We start from the raw sequence: 12303 nt of genomic DNA on the forward strand, positions 1-12303 counted from the left end.
GGCGAATAAACAAATCCTCGAATCAACGAATCCGCAACAAACATAAATCCTCGAATCAACGAATCCGCAAAAACACAAATCCTCGAATCGGCAGCTCCGCTATTTTTATCGATTTCGCTTTGCAAAAGAATAACTTTCCTATATCTTTGAAGCCTTATGAAGCCAGTCAAAATAATAGAATGCCCCCGCGATGCGATGCAAGGCATAAAGATGTTTATTCCCACTGAAAAGAAGGTGCAGTACATACAATCCCTATTACGGGTTGGGTTTGACACCATCGATTTCGGTAGTTTTGTGTCTGCAAAGGCGATTCCGCAGATGCAGGATACGGCCGAATTATTGGCGCAATTGGATTTGTCCAAAACCCAGAGTAAACTATTGGCGATCATTGCCAATACCCGGGGTGCGGAATTGGCTTCGGAGCATCGAGAAATCCGATATTTGGGGTTTCCCTTTTCGATTTCCGAGAATTTTCAGATGCGAAACACCCATAAAACCATTGCGGAATCTCTAGTTACTTTGGCGGAGATTCTCGAAATCGCCCACCGAACCGATAAAGAGGTGGTTGCCTATTTATCTATGGGTTTTGGAAATCCGTATGGCGATCCTTGGAATGTGGATATCGTGGGAGAGTGGACGGAGAAACTGGCCAATATGGGCGTAAAAATTCTGTCGTTATCCGATACCGTAGGCAGTTCTACGCCAGAGGTGATTGATTATTTGTTTTCGAATTTGATTCCGAAATACCCCCATATAGAATTTGGTGCACATTTACACACCACCCCCGACCGTTGGTTTGAAAAAATAGATGCGGCATACAAGGCGGGCTGCCATCGATTTGACGGTGCTATTAAGGGGTATGGTGGTTGTCCGATGGCCAAGGACGATTTGACCGGTAATATGCCCACCGAAAAAATGCTGAGTTATTTTACCGCAAACAAAGTCGATACCAACCTGAGTGCCATGTCATTTGAGAGTTCTTACAACGAAGCGTTAAAAATATTTAATTTTTATCATTAATCTTTTTTATTTGATTTTAAAAGGCTAAATTTGCGTGCAATTCAACTACAAATTGCAATGAAAGCACATACAGCCAAAATCATAGGAGAAGGATTGACATACGACGATGTATTGTTGATTCCAAGTTACTCAGAAATCTTACCCAGAGAGGTAAGTATCAAATCAAAATTTTCCAAAAACATTACGTTAAACGTACCTATAGTTTCTGCTGCTATGGATACCGTGACCGAAAGCGCTATGGCTATTGCTATGGCTCGTGAGGGTGGTATCGGTGTTTTGCATAAAAACATGACTATCGAACAACAAGCCACGGAGGTGCGCAAGGTAAAACGAGCGGAGTCCGGTATGATTATCGACCCGGTAACTTTACCCTTGTCTGCCAATGTTGGGGATGCGAAAAGAGCCATGGCAGAATACAGCATAGGCGGTATTCCTGTAGTTGATGAAAATCGCGTATTAAAGGGCATCGTGACCAATAGAGACCTTCGTTTCGAAAAGATCAACGAGCGCTCTATTTTGGAGGTGATGACCAAAGAAAATATAGTTACTGCCGCAGAGGGAACTACTTTACCCGAAGCCGAAGGCATACTTCAAGAAAACAAAATCGAAAAACTTCCCGTAGTCAATAAGTCCAATCAGTTGGTGGGACTAATTACTTTTAGAGATATTACCAAGCTCACCCAAAAGCCCAACGCCAATAAAGACAAATTTGGTCGCTTGCGCGTGGCTGCTGCATTAGGAGTAACAGCCGATGCTGTAGAGCGTGCCGCTGCACTAGTTGCTGCTGGGGTAGATGCCTTGATTATCGATACGGCACACGGACATTCAAAAGGGGTGATCAGCGTGTTAAAAGAGGTGAAAAGCAATTTTCCAGAAATCGACGTAGTAGTTGGTAACATCGCAACGCCAGAAGCGGCTTTGTTTCTAGTTGAGAATGGGGCCGATGCGGTAAAAGTGGGTATTGGACCGGGATCAATCTGTACAACACGCGTGGTTGCTGGGGTTGGTTTTCCACAGTTCTCGGCTATTTTAGAAGTTGCTGCAGCTTTGGAAGGAACGGGTATTCCCGTTATCGGCGACGGCGGAATCCGTTATACAGGCGACATCCCTAAGGCTTTGGCTGCAGGTGCTGACTGTGTGATGTTGGGATCGATGTTGGCAGGTACTAAGGAATCTCCCGGAGAAACCATCATATTCGAAGGTAGAAAATTCAAATCATACCGCGGTATGGGGTCGGTAGAAGCGATGAAAGAAGGTTCTAAAGACCGTTATTTCCAAGATGTCGAAGACGATGTGAAAAAACTGGTTCCCGAAGGAATCGTAGGACGTGTTCCCTATAAAGGAGAATTGGATGAAAGCATGCAACAATTCATCGGTGGCCTGCGCGCTGGTATGGGGTATTGCGGTGCTAAAGATGTGAAAACACTTCAAAAGACTTCCCGTTTTATCCGCTTAACCGCTTCGGGTATAGGTGAAAGTCACCCGCATAATGTGACGATTACCAAAGAAGCACCCAATTATTCAAGATAAGATATAGTACATTCCAATACAAATCCGCACCCATTTTGGTGCGGATTTTTTGTTTATACCGGACAGTGAAAAAATCGTAGATCAGGACGAAAACCGATGGGAATGGGCGTACAAGGCTTAAATAGCCCAAAATGTCATTTTTAAACCAAAGCCCGGAAAAAGCTCAATTAGCCGCAGAGCGCATCGTTAAAAATTGCGAATTTCGTAATTTTGGAACTGCAAAACGTTTCTTTGTAAGTAAAATCTCACTAATACACTTAAATGGGTAACTATTTAATAACAAACCTTTAATATTCAGGAATCGTATTAAGCGCAAATCTTAGGTATCTTTGTGACAGACAAAACAATAGTTAAACAAGCTAACTTAATAACGTAAAAACTTATGGAAACAGTAGTGTCACAACAGCAAGTGTTTTTTGGATCATTATGGTATGCGATCTCTTTGATATGGGCATTAAGCATATTGTACAAGAGCGAGCTTAAGAAAAACAAAGAGACTTATTGGACGGTTGTTCTTCTTGCCTTACCTTTTTTAGGCAGTATCATTTACCTCGTTAAACATTATACTTCTGACAAGAAAACCAAATACGCCACTTCTTAGCAAGTGTCGGAATTGGAATACTCATATTTTTAAATTGTGTGATTCGCAAGAATCAAAAGGGCGGTATACCGTCCTTTAATCGAGTAATAAAAAAGCGAAGTCTCTTGACGTCGCTTTTTTTTATGGAAAAAGACGACCGATGGCTAAAGGGATAATTGGGCTATACAGGCTTCGCGTATATGCCACAGTTCTTCTAAAGAATACGTGATATCGGCGTTTTCCGACAGCCAATCCTCCAAAAAAATGCGGTGTAAATCGATTTTATGGCGGTTGATCTGGTGGGGTTGAATTTCTATTTCAAAGAGCAGCTCGCTTTCAAAATCGGAAGCAGTAGAGCTGGGGAAGGTGAAGTCGTAGATTTGGGCACGGTATTTAAGATAAGTATGGGCTTCGGGTAAGTATTCCAAGCGGTATTTCGACAATACCGGAAGTACTTTGGGCGTGTTTACGGCAGTCATTTTAAAGATTCCCAGAGTGAGTTGGATGTTTTCTAAGTGGTGCTCCGCAGCCAATTGTTTTAATACGGCGTGTTTGGTACTGCAAGTACCACAGTTATCCGAAAAAACCGTACTTAAATCGGTTTTGTCCAAATTTCTTCCGTACTCCAAATTTTTAATAAACTCGATGGCCCGATAAAAAGTAGTGATTTTTCGGGTCAAAAAAGCCTGTGATATGCGGTCAGAGGCTTGTATTTCAAAATCGTTAAAGGGATACATCAGTTCTTATAAGGTGTTTTAAGGGGGTGTTAGTAAGCATTTATTACGGGGATAAAATCAATTCAAGGTTTGCACACCACCTCCATTGACAAATAAAACCTGCCCACTGGTCCAACTGGAAATCGGTGCGGCAAAATACAAAACGGCTCCTGCAATGTCTTGGGGTTCACCCAGCCGTGCTAAGGGAGTGTGTTTAAGCATGGTCTTTTCTATTTCAGGAGTTAATACCGTACTCAATGCATGGGTTCTTACCGCGCCTGGTCCGATGGCATTTACCCGTATTTCTGGTCCGTAATCAAAGGCGATGTTGCGGGTTAAGTGATTTACTGCCGCTTTGGACGAGGCGTACGCGCTGATGGCCGGACTGCTGTTGATTGAGGCCATCGAGGAGATGTTGACGATGCTGCCGTATCCTGCCGCTCTCATGTGCGGAGCTACTAATTGGCAAAGCCTCCATATACTAAATACATTGAGTTCAAAAACTTTTTTAAACTGTGCAACCTCAATTTGATCGGGACTCTCTTTTCCACCGCCGCCGCCGCCGGCATTATTGACCAAAATATGAATCCCCCCAAAGTGGGAGATGGTGTTATCTACCAGGGCAACGAGGTCTTCATCCTTGGTTACATCGCAGCGAAAGGCCGTGGCTTTTCCACCGCTTTTCCGGATTTCGGCAGCGGTTTCTTCCGCCGCTTCCAAGTCGTAGTCCGATACGACTACCTGTGCTCCAAAGGCAGCCAATATCTGGCAACTCGCTTTTCCTATTCCAGCAGCGCCACCGGTTATGATGGCTGTTTTATCCTTTATATCAAACAAACTTGAAGTATCCATATCGCTTTGTAAATGGGTTAATTAAACGGTTCTGTGGCTGTAATGCACGTTAATAATCATGCGCCTAGCATACAATTTACAATAAAAAACGTGAATGATCTCTTTTAACTAAAAAATATCCTTTATCATTCGATTTTCAGTGTTATTTCCTTTAAACTATCTAAGTCCATTTCCTCGGAATTGATTTCTTTGTAATCCAATATATATTTAAAATTAAAGAGTTCATGACCTCTTTGCGTATACATACAGCTGTTGTTATTAAGAACTAGAAATCGAACGATGGGAATATTGAGGTTGTAAGCGTTGCTTTTGCCACTTGTATAAAAGGGTATTGGCATGTCTAGGATTTTCTTGAATTCTTGTTCATTTTGAATAAAAGTGGGCAACTGCACTTTTATAATCCTAGTATTCGAATAGGCCACATACAGCAAAATGGAATCAAGCACACTAAAGCTGAAAAAAGTGAATTTATTGTCATTTTTACTATAAATTATTCGATAGAATTTACCGCCTTTGGCGTAGAATCGCAGATCTGTTTTTTCGTCTCTTAATTTTTCTATACTATATGTGGTATGGGTGTATTGATCTTTAACAATAGCAAATTCATATTCGACATATTTCAACGCATTGGGTTGGGCTAGGGCAGTAAAAAAGCCTATAATGTGGAAAGCTAAGGATAAGAGTTTTTTCATCTTGTTATTTGTATTAAAAGAGATGTTGTATTGTAAATGGATCGGTTTCGACGGTGATTTCTGTGAAAACTCTTAGTTCTTTATCGATTTTTACGGGCTCTTTTTCGGGTAAGTCAAAATAAAAAGTAGGGTAACCGTCTTTTGTATATTGACAGGTTCGGTTCATCTGGTAAAAATACTTTTTAAAAAGTCGATTTTGTTCAAAATCATAAAAAGCGTTTTGCAGCTTAATCAATGGTTTTATCGACATTGATCGTGGCTCGTTAAATAGTGGACCCCGAATTAGGAGCATGCTTAATTTGACGGTATCCTTTTTGGAAAAAATATATAAGCTGGGCTGGTCTTGTGAATGAAACGTAGCATAAAAGGTGAATTCTTTATTTGACTCATCGTATTTCAAGATAGGAGGGTAGTTTCTCATATTAAAATCTGACAGGAAGAATTTAACATCTAAGTTTTTTAGGTGCGCCAAAGTGACGGTATCGTTCGCGCTTTCTAATCTGAATTTAAGGAGTGAGTAATAAACGTATTGTGGTTGAGAAAAAGTCGAAACGGAGTAAAAAAAGATGATAAAGAGTAAATGGGTTGGTTTCATAAGTGAGTGGTTTTAGTTTGGTGGTTGTATCGTGATTTTTCTGCTCAGGACAACACGGTAAAATTGTCGTTATAAACATATAACAATCGCGCAATAGGGTTCAAAGTACATTTATAATCCAGAAACCTTCAAGGCTTGTATAACATTATTAATAAGGACTAAGCTAATATCTAAATCCGAGTTGTCAAAAAGCGGAATGCGATTATAAAGTAAGGGCCTCCTGAGGTCTTTTACATTTTCATCGGATTAAAATGCCCGATCTAACTTTTTAGTTGAATAATTTTTTAACTCTTTGCGGAGCGGGTAGTTTTTGGAGTTAAAAGAAGAACGGTCTCCATCTTTTCTATGGTTTTTAGAAATCATAATAGCTGTTTTTTAAATTAATCTTTATATGGTAATAAGCCGTATAGCGCAGTTTTAATTTACTCTGCCGGCTCAAAACGTTATAGGAGAGTAACAATAAAACATCCTTTATCATTCGATTTGTAGTGTTATTTCCTTTAAACTATCTAAGTCCATTTCTTCGGAATTGATTTCTTTGTATTCCAATTTAAATTTAAAGAGTTCATGAAGTCTTAGCGAATACATACAACTGTAGTTGTTAAGAACTAGAAATCTAACGATGGGAATATTGAGGTTGTAAGCGTTGCTTTTGCCACTTGTATAAAAGGGTATTGGCATGTCTAGGGTTTTCTTGAATTCTTGTTCATTTTGAATAAAAGTGGGCAACTGCACTTTTATAATCCTAGTATTCGAATAGGCGACAAAAAGCGTTACGGAATCAAGTAAACTAAAGCTGAAAAAAGTGAATTTATTGTCATTTTTACTATAAATTATTCGATTGAATTTACCGCCTTTGGCGTAGAATCGCAGTTCTGTTTTTTCGTCTTTTAACTTTTCTAAACTATATGCGGTATGGGTGTCTTGATCTTCAACAATAGCAAATTCATATTCGACATATTTCAACGCGTTGGGTTGGGCTAGGGCAGTAAAAAAGCCTATAATGTGGAAAGCTAAGAATAAGAGTTTTTTCATCTTGTTGTTTGTATTAAAAGAGATGTTGTATTGTAAATGGGTCGGTGTTGACGGTGATTTCTGTAAAATCTATTGGTTTTTTATCGATTTTTACGGGCTCTTTTTCGGGTAAGTCAAAATAAAAAGTAGGGTAACCGTCTTTTGTATATTGACAGGATGGGTTGAACTCGTAAAAAAACGATGTAAAAAGCCGATTTTGACCAAAATCATAAAAAGCGCTTTGCAGCTTAATCAATGGTTTTATCGACATTGAATTTGGGATGCTATGTAACAAACCAAGATGTAAGGGCATGCTAATTTTAACGGTATCCTTTTTGGAGAAGATATATAAGATGGGCTGGTCTTTTGAATAAAACGTAGAATGAAACGTAGAATAAAAGGTGAATTCTTTATTTGATACATCGTATTTCACGGTAGGAGGGTATTTTCTCTTAATAAAATTGGACAGGAAGAATTTAACATCTAAGTTTTTTAGGTGCGCCAAAGTGACGGTATCGTTCGCGCTTTCTAATCTGAATTTAAGGAGTGTGTAATAAATGTATTGTGGTTGAGAAAAAGTCGAAACGGAGTAAAAAAAGATGATAAAGAGTAAATGGGTTGGTTTCATAAGTGAGTGATTTTAGTTTGGTGGCTGTATCGTAATTTTTCTGTTCAAGACAACACGGTAGAATTGGCGTTATGAACATATAACAATCGCGCAATAGGGTTCAAAGTACATTTATAATCCAGAAACCTCTAAGGCTTGTATAACACTATTAATAAGGACTACGCTAATATCTAAATCCGAGTTGTCAAAAAGCGGAATGCGATTATAAAGTAAGGGCCTCCTGAGGTCTTTTACATTTTCATCGGAGAAAAATGCCCGATCTAACTTTTTAGTTGAATAATTTTTTAACTCTTTGCGGAGCGGGTAGTTTTTGGAGTTAAAAGAAGAACGGTCTCCATCTTTTCTATGGTTTTTAGAAATCATAATAGCTGTTTTTTAAATTAATCTTTATATGGTAATAAGCCGTATAGCGCAGTTTTAATTTACTCTGCCGGCTCAAAACGTTATAGGAGAGTAACAATAAAATATCCTTTATCATTCTATTTTCAGTGTTATTTCCTTTAAACTATCTAAGTCCATTTCTTCGGAATTGATTTCTTTGTATTCCAATTTAAATTTAAAGAGTTCATGACCTCTTTGCGTATACATACAGCTGTTGTTATTAAGAACTAGAAATCTAACGATGGGAATATTGAGGTTGTAAGCGTTGCTTTTGCCACTTGTATAAAAGGGTATTGGCATGGCTAGGGTTTTCTTGAATTCTTGTTCATTTTGAATAAAAGTGGGCAACTGCACTTTCATAATCCTAGTATTCGAATAGGCCACATACAGCAAAATGGAATCAAGCACACTAAAGCTGTTAAAAGTGAATCTGTCGTTGTTATGGGTATAAGTTATTCGATCGAATTTACCGCCTTTGGTGTAGAATCGCAGATCTGTTTTTTCGTCTCTTAATTTTTCTAAACTATATGTGGTATGGGTGTATTGATCTTTAACAATAGCAAATTCATATTCGACATATTTCAACGCATTGGGTTGGGCTAGGGCAGTAAAAAAGCCTATAATGTGGAAAGCTAAGGATAAGAGTTTTTTCATCTTGTTGTTTGTATTAAAAGAGATGTTGTATTGTAAATGGGTCGGTGTTGACGGTGATTTCTGTAAAATCTATTGGTTTTTTATCGATTTTTACGGGCTCTTTTTTGGGTAAGTCAAAATAAAAAGTAGGGTAACCTTCTTTTGTATATTGACAGGATGGGTTGAACTCGTAAAAAAACGATTTAAAATGCCGATTTTGACCAAAATCATAAAAAGCGCTTTGCAGCTTAATCAATGGTTTTATCGACATTGATTTTGGTTTGCTATGTAATAAACCAAGATGTAAGGGCATGCTAATTTTAACGGTATTCTTTTTGGAGAAGATATATAAGCTGGGCTGGTCACTTGGATAAAAGGTAGAATAAAAGGTGAATTCTTTAATTGACACATCGTATTTCACGGTAGGAGGGTATTTTCTCTTAGTAAAATTGGACAGGTAGAATTTAACATCTAAGTTTTTTAGGTGCGCCAAAGTGACGGTATCGTTCGCGCTTTCTAATCTGAATTTAAGGAGTGTGTAATAAATGTATTGTGGTTGAGAAAAAGTCGAAACGGAGTAAAAAAAGATGATAAAGAGTAAATGGGTTGGTTTCATAAGTGAGTGATTTTAGTTTGGTGGCTGTATCGTGATTTTTCTGCTCAGGACAACACGGTAAAATTTTGGTTATGAACATATAACAATCGCGCAATCGGGTTCAAAGTACATTTATAATCCAGAAGCCTCAAAGGCTTGTATAACATTATTAATAAGGTCTGTCGTATCTTTTGGACTAAATTTTTTATTGTCTATTTGCAACGGAGGAACGTGAAAATGGCCGGTTTCCAAGGTGGGATTGTTTTCATTACGCAATTTTGCTACGCGGTAAAAAATTTCGTTGGATAAAAAATTACCTCCCGGGCCTTCATCGATGCGATGTGTAGGGTAGTTTTCTTTAGTAGCCGTATAAGATCTGGCATGAAGGTAATATAAACCAAAAAAGAGCGCTTTGGAAGGGGCTTTAGTGAGGCTGTCTGGAATGGTGCTAACGAGCGTTTCGGGAGCTGATTGGGCCAGGCATTTGCTTTTGTTTACTCTTGTGAAATTCATATTGTCGCTTAGTGCTCCTCTTCTAACCGTTGAAAATACATCGAGATTGTATGCGTTGGGATTTCCTTGACTAATGGTGATTATCATATCGACTTTCTTAATCCACGGCTGGATGTATTTTTCTATAATTCCAGTTCCTTGTCCCCGCTGTGGGTTTTGAGAATTGTCAAAATCGGTAAAGCGCACGGGAACAAGCATTGTTTGTATTTTGGAATATTGCAATCCATTGGCCTCTAGATATAAAGCGACACAGCCCGATGGATTGGATTGCTCGATGTTTTGGTCGGCTGACTGTTCAATGGAGTTTAAATAGAAGGGGTCAAATCCGGTAATTAAGATTTTTTTCAAAGGGGTAGAACCAAAATCGATATTGGTGTAATTCCTGCTTTTCTCTTCAAATAAGGTGATGATTTCGTCGAGTTTTGAGCCTTTTATTAGCTGCGATTTTTCAAAATCGATGTCTTCTTTAAAAAGGGGTAAACGTTTGAGTTGCGACTGCATCTTTAGTCTCGCCCAATATAACGGGCGGTCATCGTAGTGCTGTAAATCATTTTTAGCAAATGGGATCAATGCCTTTTTCCACAAGTCACTGGCCACTGTTTCGACTCTTCTAACGAGGTTTTTGTATTCGCGTTGGCCGTGTTTGGTTTGATCGATCCGATGAGTTGTATACGTCAAATATTTATATACTTCGTCGTCGAAGTGATAGATATAATCGATAAAATTATCAACCAGTTTCTCAATTTCGGGATTTAGGGCAATATAATAATCTTCGTAAGTCGTGGCGTTCTTGTTTTGAAACCGCCCAATAAATTCCTCATAATTTCTGCGATAGCTGTTGGGAATTAAGAGGTGTTGTTTTTTGGGGAACAGTTTTTGGGTTTTGTCATAACGGACTTCGATAGAAAATATGGGAGGACTTTCTTTAAAAGTGGTTGTAAAGGCTTTTGGCTGGAAATCTATGGCCTGGCGCGTTTTTTGAGGGTAATTGTATTTTAGAATTTGCTCGTCAAACCAGTATAAGGGAATAATGAAATAGGGTGTTTCGGCTATATTATCTTGGAATTTTACAGTCCATTCCAGCTTTTCGATTCCTTCTAAAAGTCGATCGGTCTTCGCTAGTAATTTTATTGATACCGCGGTGTTTTCGGGAATCTGTTTACCTGTAACACGTATTTTTAGCTGTTCTCCATATAAGATTGGGGAGACGGGCAGTCCCAGGTGTGGGTCAAATTTTTGGACGAGAATTTGGTCATTCTGATCTAAAAAGTATACTTCATCTAGTGCAATCGTTTTATAATTCTGTATAAGGTTTGAAGGAAAGAGCGCTTGATCCACACTTAAGAAATCGAGTATGCTTTGGGTAGTAATTGTTTTTTCTTGTATTTTTTTTAGAGGAACAGTGAATGAAAAGGAGGCCGTATCTTGTACGCTTTTAAAGCGGGAATATTTCTGTAAACTGTCTCCCAATTTTACTTTCGTGATTACTTCTTGCTCTTGTACACAGAAAAAAACACAGATTTCATCAAAATCTAAATCCGCTTTAGGGTATTTATCAAGTAAATCATCATAATTATCTAAGGTATAGATGACGAGTTTTATTTCATAAAACTTGTAATACATAGGTGTATTGCTTATACCTATATTGGAGTGGTCAAAAATTTGAACGGAATCATAAATTATCGGCATTCCGAGGTCTTTTACATTTCCATCGGAGAAAAATGCCCGACCTAACTTTCTAGCGGAATAATTTTTTAACTCTTTGCTAAGCGGGTAGTTTTTGGAGTTAAAAGGATAATTGTCTCCATATTTTTTATGGTTTTTAAAAATCATAATACCAGTTTTTTTAAATTAATCTTTATATGATAATAAGCAGTATAGCGCAGTTTTAATTTACTCTGCCGGCTCAAAATATTATAGAAGAGTAACAAAAAAACATCATCCAAATCTGGGAGGATTTAAATATAATAAAAAAAAATTAATCGGTATTGTTTTGATATACAGGGAAGTGTTAAAGTTTGAACTTTAAAAACCGATGTTTTGATACTATTCATCGACATAATACCCTTTGCTGGTCTCATCGCCATCTACGAGTTTTTTTACAGCCCCATTTTTTAAGTTTTCCTCCCTAAATACATCTTCGTAATCTTTGGTGTATAGATGAGGGGGGACGATATGGATGTCGAAAATCAATTCTTGACAATCACTGTCTTCAAAGTTGCCATAAAGCGAAATAAAATGTTTGGCATAACCCACCGTTGAATTGGCGGTATAGCTTAGAAAGATAAAACCTTCCTGGCCTTCCGGAATCATTTTGGTTGAACTGTTTTCTACTGTTATACAACTGCAAGAAGTGAACACTTCATCGATGACTAAGGGCGCGCTTCCGGTGTTTTTAATTTTATAGACGATTTCCAATTCCTGTTCGAAGCGTACAGGGGAATAATGACGTTCATTGTCTTCAATTTCTATACGGGTTTTTTGGTTTGATAAATCCGTGCAAGACGACGCGATACATAGCAATATGCAGCTTATATAGATTGATTTTTTCATG

At 38.3% G+C, this 12303-nt stretch carries 12 protein-coding genes; 3 read left to right on the forward strand and 9 right to left on the reverse strand.

Features of this window, described 5'->3' with window-relative positions; translation table 11 throughout:
- Positions 1-156 precede the first annotated feature (156 nt).
- The 3 genes from ACQZ43_RS09770 to ACQZ43_RS09780 all read left to right on the forward strand — a co-directional run bounded on the left by ACQZ43_RS09770 (position 157) and on the right by ACQZ43_RS09780 (position 3151).
- Positions 157-1020, forward strand: coding sequence for a hydroxymethylglutaryl-CoA lyase (locus ACQZ43_RS09770; RefSeq protein ID WP_430612125.1), 864 nt, complete (start codon positions 157-159; stop codon positions 1018-1020).
- A 57-nt stretch (positions 1021-1077) separates the two neighbouring features.
- Positions 1078-2550 (forward strand): IMP dehydrogenase, encoded by a 1473-nt coding sequence (guaB, locus tag ACQZ43_RS09775; RefSeq protein ID WP_430612127.1) that lies wholly within the window; start codon positions 1078-1080, stop codon positions 2548-2550.
- 382 nt (positions 2551-2932) lie between these two features.
- A complete protein-coding gene (locus ACQZ43_RS09780; RefSeq protein ID WP_430612129.1) occupies positions 2933-3151 on the forward strand; it encodes a PLDc N-terminal domain-containing protein in 219 nt (72 codons plus the stop codon).
- A gap of 143 nt (positions 3152-3294) precedes the next feature.
- Here ACQZ43_RS09780 and ACQZ43_RS09785 read toward each other — a convergent pair whose 3' ends face one another.
- From ACQZ43_RS09785 to ACQZ43_RS09825, 9 genes are all read right to left on the reverse strand, one after another.
- Positions 3295-3867, reverse strand: coding sequence for a hypothetical protein (locus tag ACQZ43_RS09785; protein WP_430612131.1), 573 nt, complete (start codon positions 3865-3867; stop codon positions 3295-3297).
- Between the two features lie 57 nt (positions 3868-3924).
- On the reverse strand, positions 3925-4698 hold the full coding sequence (locus tag ACQZ43_RS09790; protein WP_430612133.1) for a glucose 1-dehydrogenase: 774 nt from the start codon (positions 4696-4698) through the stop codon (positions 3925-3927).
- 125 nt (positions 4699-4823) lie between these two features.
- On the reverse strand, positions 4824-5390 hold the full coding sequence (locus tag ACQZ43_RS09795; protein WP_430612135.1) for a hypothetical protein: 567 nt from the start codon (positions 5388-5390) through the stop codon (positions 4824-4826).
- A 13-nt stretch (positions 5391-5403) separates the two neighbouring features.
- Complete coding sequence (locus ACQZ43_RS09800; protein WP_430612137.1) at positions 5404-5640, reverse strand: hypothetical protein; 237 nt, start codon at positions 5638-5640, stop codon at positions 5404-5406.
- Positions 5641-6459: 819 nt separating this feature from the next.
- Positions 6460-7020 carry a hypothetical protein gene (locus ACQZ43_RS09805; RefSeq protein ID WP_430612139.1) on the reverse strand — a complete coding sequence of 187 codons (561 nt, stop codon included), beginning with the start codon at positions 7018-7020 and terminating at the stop codon, positions 6460-6462.
- Between the two features lie 718 nt (positions 7021-7738).
- Positions 7739-7990, reverse strand: a complete 252-nt coding sequence (locus ACQZ43_RS09810) for a hypothetical protein (RefSeq protein WP_430612141.1) — start codon at positions 7988-7990, stop codon at positions 7739-7741.
- A 111-nt stretch (positions 7991-8101) separates the two neighbouring features.
- Positions 8102-8662 (reverse strand): hypothetical protein, encoded by a 561-nt coding sequence (locus ACQZ43_RS09815; protein ID WP_430612143.1) that lies wholly within the window; start codon positions 8660-8662, stop codon positions 8102-8104.
- Between the two features lie 706 nt (positions 8663-9368).
- Positions 9369-11582, reverse strand: a complete 2214-nt coding sequence (locus ACQZ43_RS09820; RefSeq protein WP_430612145.1) for a hypothetical protein — start codon at positions 11580-11582, stop codon at positions 9369-9371.
- A 213-nt stretch (positions 11583-11795) separates the two neighbouring features.
- Entirely contained in the window at positions 11796-12302 is a 507-nt protein-coding gene (locus tag ACQZ43_RS09825; RefSeq protein ID WP_430612147.1) for a DUF1573 domain-containing protein, read from the reverse strand.
- Position 12303: the final 1 nt, after the last annotated feature.

Source organism: Flavobacterium sp. JP2137, from assembly GCF_050562195.1.
Taxonomy (GTDB): Bacteria; Bacteroidota; Bacteroidia; order Flavobacteriales; family Flavobacteriaceae; genus Flavobacterium.

Bases quoted from the DNA above. Each gene is read 5' to 3' on its own strand.
- ACQZ43_RS09770 (WP_430612125.1), top strand. From the start codon at position 157: ATGAAGCCAGTCAAAATAATAGAATGCCCCCGCGATGCGATGCAAGGC.
- guaB (WP_430612127.1), top strand. From the start codon at position 1,078: ATGAAAGCACATACAGCCAAAATCATAGGAGAAGGATTGACATACGAC.
- ACQZ43_RS09780 (WP_430612129.1), top strand. From the start codon at position 2,933: ATGGAAACAGTAGTGTCACAACAGCAAGTGTTTTTTGGATCATTATGG.
- ACQZ43_RS09785 (WP_430612131.1), bottom strand. From the start codon at position 3,867: ATGTATCCCTTTAACGATTTTGAAATACAAGCCTCTGACCGCATATCA.
- ACQZ43_RS09790 (WP_430612133.1), bottom strand. From the start codon at position 4,698: ATGGATACTTCAAGTTTGTTTGATATAAAGGATAAAACAGCCATCATA.
- ACQZ43_RS09795 (WP_430612135.1), bottom strand. From the start codon at position 5,390: ATGAAAAAACTCTTATCCTTAGCTTTCCACATTATAGGCTTTTTTACT.
- ACQZ43_RS09800 (WP_430612137.1), bottom strand. From the start codon at position 5,640: ATGTCGATAAAACCATTGATTAAGCTGCAAAACGCTTTTTATGATTTT.
- ACQZ43_RS09805 (WP_430612139.1), bottom strand. From the start codon at position 7,020: ATGAAAAAACTCTTATTCTTAGCTTTCCACATTATAGGCTTTTTTACT.
- ACQZ43_RS09810 (WP_430612141.1), bottom strand. From the start codon at position 7,990: ATGATTTCTAAAAACCATAGAAAAGATGGAGACCGTTCTTCTTTTAAC.
- ACQZ43_RS09815 (WP_430612143.1), bottom strand. From the start codon at position 8,662: ATGAAAAAACTCTTATCCTTAGCTTTCCACATTATAGGCTTTTTTACT.
- ACQZ43_RS09820 (WP_430612145.1), bottom strand. From the start codon at position 11,582: ATGATTTTTAAAAACCATAAAAAATATGGAGACAATTATCCTTTTAAC.
- ACQZ43_RS09825 (WP_430612147.1), bottom strand. From the start codon at position 12,302: ATGAAAAAATCAATCTATATAAGCTGCATATTGCTATGTATCGCGTCG.